Origin of the sequence: Acinetobacter sp. UBA3132 (genome assembly GCF_002364825.1) — a bacterium.
Taxonomy (GTDB): domain Bacteria; phylum Pseudomonadota; class Gammaproteobacteria; order Pseudomonadales; family Moraxellaceae; genus Acinetobacter; species Acinetobacter schindleri.
This window is the reverse complement of record NZ_DEZM01000108.1, coordinates 23265-30757: the sequence shown is the minus strand read 5'-3', so window position 1 is coordinate 30757 and position 7493 is coordinate 23265. Positions and strand designations below refer to the sequence as shown.

Annotated in this window: 6 protein-coding genes; 3 read left to right on the top strand and 3 right to left on the bottom strand. The window is 41.9% G+C overall.

The features are described from left to right. Nucleotides 1-70: 70 nt before the first annotated feature. From B4033_RS05325 to B4033_RS05315, 3 genes are all read left to right on the top strand, one after another. Nucleotides 71-532, top strand: coding sequence for a DUF2147 domain-containing protein (locus B4033_RS05325; RefSeq protein ID WP_004813478.1), 462 nt, complete (start codon nt 71-73; stop codon nt 530-532). A gap of 506 nt (nt 533-1038) precedes the next feature. Continuing rightward, nucleotides 1039-1368, top strand: a complete 330-nt coding sequence (locus B4033_RS05320; protein ID WP_008303908.1) for a chaperone modulator CbpM — start codon at nt 1039-1041, stop codon at nt 1366-1368. Nucleotides 1369-1450: 82 nt separating this feature from the next. Continuing rightward, nucleotides 1451-1714 (top strand): YdcH family protein, encoded by a 264-nt coding sequence (locus B4033_RS05315; protein WP_008303905.1) that lies wholly within the window; start codon nt 1451-1453, stop codon nt 1712-1714. A gap of 446 nt (nt 1715-2160) precedes the next feature. Here the strand turns inward: B4033_RS05315 and pnp are convergent, their stop codons facing one another. The 3 genes from pnp to recD all read right to left on the bottom strand — a co-directional run bounded on the left by pnp (nt 2161) and on the right by recD (nt 7464). After that, on the bottom strand, nt 2161-4248 hold the full coding sequence (gene pnp, locus B4033_RS05310; RefSeq protein ID WP_171056640.1) for a polyribonucleotide nucleotidyltransferase: 2088 nt from the start codon (nt 4246-4248) through the stop codon (nt 2161-2163). Between the two features lie 261 nt (nt 4249-4509). Continuing rightward, nucleotides 4510-4779 carry a 30S ribosomal protein S15 gene (rpsO, locus tag B4033_RS05305; RefSeq protein ID WP_004637724.1) on the bottom strand — a complete coding sequence of 90 codons (270 nt, stop codon included), beginning with the start codon at nt 4777-4779 and terminating at the stop codon, nt 4510-4512. A gap of 912 nt (nt 4780-5691) precedes the next feature. Then, nucleotides 5692-7464: an exodeoxyribonuclease V subunit alpha gene (recD, locus tag B4033_RS05300; RefSeq protein ID WP_286832553.1), complete on the bottom strand. Its 1773-nt coding sequence runs from the start codon at nt 7462-7464 to the stop codon at nt 5692-5694. Nucleotides 7465-7493: the final 29 nt, after the last annotated feature.

Here is a 7493-nt window from a genome sequence, read left to right as displayed (position 1 = left end):
TATAAAGTTATTATTTATAAATTAGAGCAATAAATCTATTTTTAAAACACGATAATTTCCTAGGATGGATATGAAACAATTAGTACGCGCTTTATGTATGGGGATTTCTTTAGCAACCGTATCAGTATGCAGTTTAGCCAATGTAGATCCATTGATTGGAATATGGAAGACTGTAGATGACCAAAGTGGCTATTCACGTGCAGATGTCGAAATCCGCAAAAAACCTGATGGCACCTATGAAGGGATTATTGTCGAAACCCGGAGTCTACCAGGTGCCGAAAAACAAGTTATTTGCCATAACTGCCCTGGCAAGCTCAAAGGTAAACCGTTCATTGGCTTACCTTTTATTTGGAATTTTAAACAAAATCCAAATAAGCCAAATGAATACATTGATGGTCAAGTCTTGGATCCAATTGGGGGCAAGATCTATAAAGGTAAAGCACGTTTGAACGCTAATGGTAAACGCTTAACTCTACGTGGTTATGTAGGCGTTTCCGTAATTGGACGCAGCGTAACTTGGATAAAACACTAATTTAGTTAGTATTTTAAAAAGCCTCTACTCGGAGGCTTTTTTATTGTCATGATTTGAAACAATAAGGTACAAATCTTCACTGTTGTAGTGCACTAAAACTCAGAATAATGGATCGAACACGGTTATTTTTTATCCATTTACTATGTTCAGATCATATACCTATATGCTCCAACGATTACCTGACTCTCTATTAAAAGCGGGTCACGGCACAGGGATGTTCAAAAATAAAAATAAGCAATATGGTGATGCATCTGAAACTATTTTCGACCAATGTTCGGCAAAACAGTTGCTATTGCGTGGCAGATATCAGCCACTTTTAGCTCATTACTTACCTAACTTAAATTTAAGCAGGTTTTGTACCTCCAGCAGTTTTTGCACGACTGCCACGCATATATTGAATCATGGGAAATCTGATCTCAGGCATTATCTCCAATCCTATCTATTACTACATGCCCCCGATCTGATTCACAGCAATGACTTTAGTCTGGATATTTAAGGAGCAGGCCATGACCACCATTCAATATAAAGAAAATTTTTCTCAGGGTTTTATCCCCTCAGAAATCATGGATGACCATCAATTTGATCTCAGTCATTTTGCAGAAGCATGCGGGCAAAGCCCGGAATGGGTAATGCAGCTGATGGAACATGGCATTTTACCTAACCGTAGTCGTAACACTTCCTATCATTTCATTGGTGAAGATGTTACCCGAGCACAACGGGCGTACCGCTTACAACGTGATTTTGATGCATCTTTTAGTGCTGTCGCCATGATGCTGGATCTGATTGATGAAGTTCAACAGCTACGTCGTGAAGTGAAGCATCTGCACTTCAAATAACCTCCCCCTCCCTGGTCTGTCTCGGCTGAAACTGAGATGGTTCGGGGATTCTTACATTATTTTTTTGAGTTTATAACTGATTATGAAAACCAGAGATTGCAATAAAAAATTAAAGTACATGTTCCCCGAATATCGCGACCTTATTACCCAGCTCCGGGATGAAAATCCATATTTCGCCCGTATTTTTGAGGAACATGATGAATTGGATCGACAGATTGCACAGCTGGCATTAGACCCGGTAAATCTTGTTAATACAGACATCGAAGCAATCAAGCGAAAAAAATTAAAGCTAAAAGATGAGATTTACAGACTACTCAAGAATTCAGAGGCAGATCCTTTGACCTGATTCAGGATAGTTAAGACTAAAAGCAGGCAGCTCATGTTATAAGAATCCAAAAGTGATTTTAAGCATAAGCAGGAGAATTATTAGTATCTTACTTCCTGCCTCTATAAAAATGCCAGAAACCTAAGGTGGTCTAAATAATTTAGTGGATGATATTTTGTTCATAAGCGAAATAATCAATTCAGTATTGTTTAGATCACATCTCCGCTGACAGCAAATTCAATTAACTTTAATTTGCTGTCAGCGCTCTGGTCAAAATAAAATCTAAAAATACAATCAGGACATAATCATCCAGCAACATCATCGCAAGCGATGTAATTCAAATATTGACTAGATCTAACGGATTTTTCTCACTTAAATCAGCCGGTATTTTTTGATTTTATAAACTTCAGATGTAAAAAAGCCTGCATAAAGCAGGCTTTTTCCAGACTTTAAAAGTCATCTCACAATTAAGCTTGTTCAATGTCTTTCATTGTCAATTTGATACGGCCACGGTTGTCAACATCAGCAACCTGTACTTTCACTTCCTGACCTTCTTTCAATACGTCTGCAACATTGGCAATACGTTCGTTAGAAATTTGAGAAATATGTAGCAGACCGTCAGTACCTGGCAGGATATTAACGAACGCACCGAATTCAACGATACGAATCACTTTACCTGTATAGATCGTACCTGGTTCAACTTCAGCAGTCAGCGCCTGGATTTTTGCAATCGCAGCTTGTGCAGCAGCTTTAGTTTCACCAAATACGCGTACTGTACCATTGTCTTCAATATCAATCGCAGCTTTGGTTTCTTCAGTGATTTGACGAATAGTCGCACCACCTTTACCAATGACATCACGGATTTTGTCAGGATTAATGGTAATTACCTGGAAAGTCGGTGCGTGCATAGAAATTTCTGGACGAGCACGTGAAATCACCTGGTTCATTGCATTCAGAATGTGCATACGACCTGCATACGCCTGGTTCAAAGCAACTTCCATGATTTCTTCAGTGATACCTTCGATTTTGATATCCATCTGAAGTGCAGTAATACCGTTTGCAGAACCGGCTACTTTAAAGTCCATATCACCAAGGTGATCTTCATCACCCAGGATGTCAGAAAGAACTGCGAAACGTTCGCCTTCTTTCACAAGACCCATCGCGATACCAGCCACTGGTGCTTTAATTGGTACACCTGCATCCATAAGTGACAAAGAAGCACCACATACAGAAGCCATTGAAGATGAACCGTTCGATTCAGTGATATCAGATACAATGCGGATTACATACGGGAAGCGGTCAGCTGCTGGAAGAACAGCTTGTACACCACGACGTGCCAAACGACCATGACCGATTTCACGACGTTTAGGACCAGATTCACGACCAGTTTCACCTACAGAGTATGCAGGGAAGTTGTAGTGAAGCATGAAGTTGTCAGTTTTAGTACCTGACAATGTATCAACCATCAAGGCATCACGTGTATTACCCAAAGTTGTTGTTACCAACGCCTGAGTTTCACCACGGGTAAACAATGCTGAACCATGTGCACGGTCTAACACGCCAACTTGTACGTCAAGTGCACGAACTGTTTTCGTGTCACGACCGTCGATACGTGGCTTACCAGACAAGATATTGTCACGTACTGTGCGGTATTTCAGATCTTCAAACAATTCGTTCAAGTCATCTGCAATACCAGTTTCGTCATTTTCAGGAACGAATTGAGCAACTGCTTCTGCCTGAATTGCATCAAGTGCCGCATAACGGTCTTGCTTAATTGCAATGGTGTACGCTTCAGAGATTTTCGCTTCAAACGCTTCTTTCAGTTTTGCCTGAAGATCTTCGTTTTTAGTTGGAGCAACCCAAGTTGATTCTTTCGCGCCAGCTGCAGCAGCAAATTCTTTAATTGCTTGAATCGCGATTTGCATTTCGTCATGACCGAACAATACAGCGCCCAGCATCTGGTCTTCTGAAAGTTCTTTCGCTTCAGATTCAACCATCAATACCGCAGATTCTGTACCTGCAACCACCAGGTCAAGGTCAGACTGAGCCATTTGCTCATAGTTCGGGTTAAGAACATATTCACCGTTGATCAAACCAACACGTGCGCCACCGATTGGACCACGGAATGGTGTACCCGCAATCGCAAGTGCAGCAGAAGTTCCTAACATCGCAGCGATGTCAGCTTCCATAGTCTTGTCAGAAGAAATTACAGTCGCAGTCACCTGGATTTCGTTGTAATAACCTTCTGGGAACAATGGACGGATTGGACGGTCAATCAGACGTGAAATTAAAGTTTCAGCTTCAGACGCACGGCCTTCACGCTTACCATAACCACCCGGGATACGGCCTGCAGCATATTGCTTTTCTTGGTAGTTTACGGTTAACGGGAAGAAGTCTTGACCCGCTTTAGCAGTCGGTTGGGCCACAACAGCAACCAGTACGGTTACGCCGCCCATAGTAATCACAACAGTATTGGCCTGGCGTGCAACACGACCAGTTTCAAGAACCACTTGGTGCTGACCAAACTGGAATTCTTTACGAACAATATTAAACATCGACATGTTTTATTTTTTCCTAGTTCTTGTGAACAATTATTCTAGTGGAGACCCCTAAGGTTTGGCATTCACGTCCATTTGAACGAGTAAATGACAAAGCTTAGAAGCCGACCTCACCAGAAAGAAACACTAATTTTAAACACAAAGAAGGAGCGAAACATTCGCCCCTTCCTAGGCCTGACTAAAAAGCCAAGCAGACTTTAGTTTTCAGCTGTAAAGCACAATGCATGCAATAAACCCGAAAATAAAGCTTAAATCGAATTAACGACGTAAACCTAAAGCACCGATCAAAGCAACATAACGACCGTGGTCTTTACCATTTAGGTAGTCAAGAAGCTTACGACGTTGGTTAACCATACGGATTAGACCGCGACGGCTATGGTGGTCGTGTTTATGCTCTTTAAAGTGACCTTGTAAGTCATTGATTTGAGCAGTTAAAAGAGCTACTTGAACTTCTGGTGAACCAGTGTCATTTTCAGCGCGAGCGAATTTAGCGATGATCTCTGCGCGATCTGCGTTTGTTAAAGCCATTCGATTTCTCCGAGATGCTTATATATCTTGATAAAAATCAAAGTAATGAGAATTCAGAACATTGACTGCCGTGCATCACTACAGCAAGTTGCATATTTTAAGGGAAATTACGTTAGATTGCAAAAATAGATCATGCGACGATAGATAGATTTAAAGAAATCCACTCAGTTCACTGGAATCAGATTGTTTATCTGCAAGATAAAGCTTGTCGAATTGGTTTAGAGATTGAACGAAAAATTATGAAAACACCTTATTATTTCAGACAAATATAGAACAGCTAATCTTTCGCCTCATTGGCTAAATATACAGGTAATTTTATTTAACTATAAAAAAAAGCCCGAGAGGACTCGGGCTTCTTGTGCGCTGTAGTTTCCTCTTCTTCATTATTTTTTTATTGTTTATTGTTTTTATTACGCTGCATCGCGCTTTATAGTTATTATTGTTAATAAAAACTTTCCATGCTCTTACTGCAACATCCCTGTGTAGTAGATTCTGCCATAAAGCCGGGCTACTCATAGACGCATTTTTCGCATCTATATGTAAGTATTTTCTTACATTAATTAACCTAAATTGTGATTAATATTACATAAATCTCACTTTTAACCCATCTTGTTCATCTTACACAGATGATTTAGATAAATTAAATAATTTATAAAATTATGCTACCTTTCCATAAACTCAAGATATAAAAAAGCCTTGTAGTCTCTCCCAAAACTACAAGGCTTAGCGGCTGTAAGTTTCCTCTTTTTTCACCTACATCAATGTAAGTTCGCTGTCTCACGACTTTCTTATAATAATTATGCGATTATACTCAACTTTCCTTGTTGAGTTCTTTGTAGGGCCCATCTTCTCAAAAAGGGCAGTGAAGCTCTATCCGCAAATCTCCTGAATCGCTGTAAGCATATGCTTACATTAATCAGTTTCACTATCACCTGAAAAATTATGACACTGTTCAATGATTTTTTTGCTTAAGCCACTACGACGGGTAGTTTTCAGGCTTAATGATTGTATAAATGCTTCACGATCTACCAATAGTGTGACTGCCTTTTTTGCACGTGTAATCGCTGTGTAAATCAGTTCCTTACTTAACAGGTTACTGACTTTATGATCCAGTACGACTGCAGTGTGCCGAAACTCTGAACCTTGGGATTTGTGAATGGTTAGAGCAAAGGCAGTTTCAATACTTTTTGGCAAGCGCGTTGCTAAAACCCATTTTTCCAGACTCGGAAAATAGACTTCAAACTGGCGCTGTCCAAGATGCTCCCGCAGGAAACAGATCCCAATATCCCCATTCGATAGTCCCAGCTGGTAATCGTTATAAGTCATCATCACCGGACGACCGATATACCAGTCGCCCTGCTTGATCTGCCCGGTTGCAGTGAGCAGGCGCTGTTCAATCTGCTGATTGAGTCGGGTCAGACCAAAAAACCCATGGCGGATCGCAGTCAGAATACGGTAATCATCAAAATGACGGATGATCTGCTCTACAAACCTATTAAAATTTTGGCTGCCTACCCCTGTTTTGAGTGCCTGTATATAGCCCTGATAACCATACATCAGCTGGTCATAATAAGGTTGAGCATCATTGAGCAATAAATTTTCCGGCAGGTATTGCAGCTGTAGATGGTCAATTTCAATCTGCTCCAGATCAATGGTCTGCAGCTCGGATGCAGTTACCACTTGCTGTTCAAATTCGGTTAACAGATCATGATCAGGATGTGCTTTCTGAATAAAATGTGCCAATGCACCAATCCGTGCACCTTCATTAAACCGTCGAGATTTCATTAGATTGATCCGGTTATTGGCCAGGGCCGGAACTTGCTGCAAATCAGCCAATACTGTGCCGACATCAACAGAAGCCAGCTGATTCGCATCGCCCAGTAGAATCAAACGCGCCCCATCTGGCACCGCTGCCAGCAGCATCTGTGCCAGGCTCAGATCAAGCATAGAGGCTTCATCGACCACAATCACCTCATAAGGTAGTGGCTGTCGGGCATGGAATCTTGGCTGTGCAGTTATTCCCAGACCCAAGAGACGGTGCAAAGTCACAGGTTGTAACTGTTTCAAGGTTTCCAGGTCAAACTGAGCCAGTGCCGGACTGCTTAAGGCACTCTGCAACGCTTCCTTCATACGCTGTGCCGCTTTGCCGGTTGGTGCTGCCATGGCAATCCGGATGTCCGGCAAACTTTCATTCAGTACCGCAATGATATGTGCCAGCGTATAGGTTTTCCCGGTTCCCGGGCCACCCGTAATAATACTTAAACCTTGACTGGCCACCATTTCCAGCGCTTTCTGCTGTTGCGGATCAGCAAGCAGACTACGATGACAGTCATTTAACTGAACAGCTTTTAACTGCTGGGATTTGATGCGAACCACATGCGCAGCGATTGCCTGTTCCAGTTTCCAGTAACGGTACAGGTACAACTGCTGGTCCTGAAAAATAAAGGGTGCAATCGCATGCTGATCAGACTCGCCACGGCGCACCAGATTGTGTAGCAAGGCGATTTGATCCTCTGCCGCGTCAATACAGCTGTTACCATTTTGCATGGCTTCCAGTACGGCATGCATGAGCAGTTTAGCCTCATCGCCGAAGTTAGCTGAGCTGAATGGTGGCTGACATATATGCTCGATCCAGGGCATCAATGGCGAAGCCAGCTGTGATATGTGATTTTGCTCATTTTCCACACAGTTATCCTCAAACTTATCCACAGGAT

Excerpts from the sequence above, each read along its gene's own strand:
- rpsO (WP_004637724.1), bottom strand. The coding sequence starts at position 4,779 with ATGGCTTTAACAAACGCAGATCGCGCAGAGATCATCGCTAAATTCGCT.
- pnp (WP_171056640.1), bottom strand. The coding sequence starts at position 4,248 with ATGTTTAATATTGTTCGTAAAGAATTCCAGTTTGGTCAGCACCAAGTG.
- B4033_RS05320 (WP_008303908.1), top strand. The coding sequence starts at position 1,039 with ATGACCACCATTCAATATAAAGAAAATTTTTCTCAGGGTTTTATCCCC.
- B4033_RS05315 (WP_008303905.1), top strand. The coding sequence starts at position 1,451 with ATGAAAACCAGAGATTGCAATAAAAAATTAAAGTACATGTTCCCCGAA.
- B4033_RS05325 (WP_004813478.1), top strand. The coding sequence starts at position 71 with ATGAAACAATTAGTACGCGCTTTATGTATGGGGATTTCTTTAGCAACC.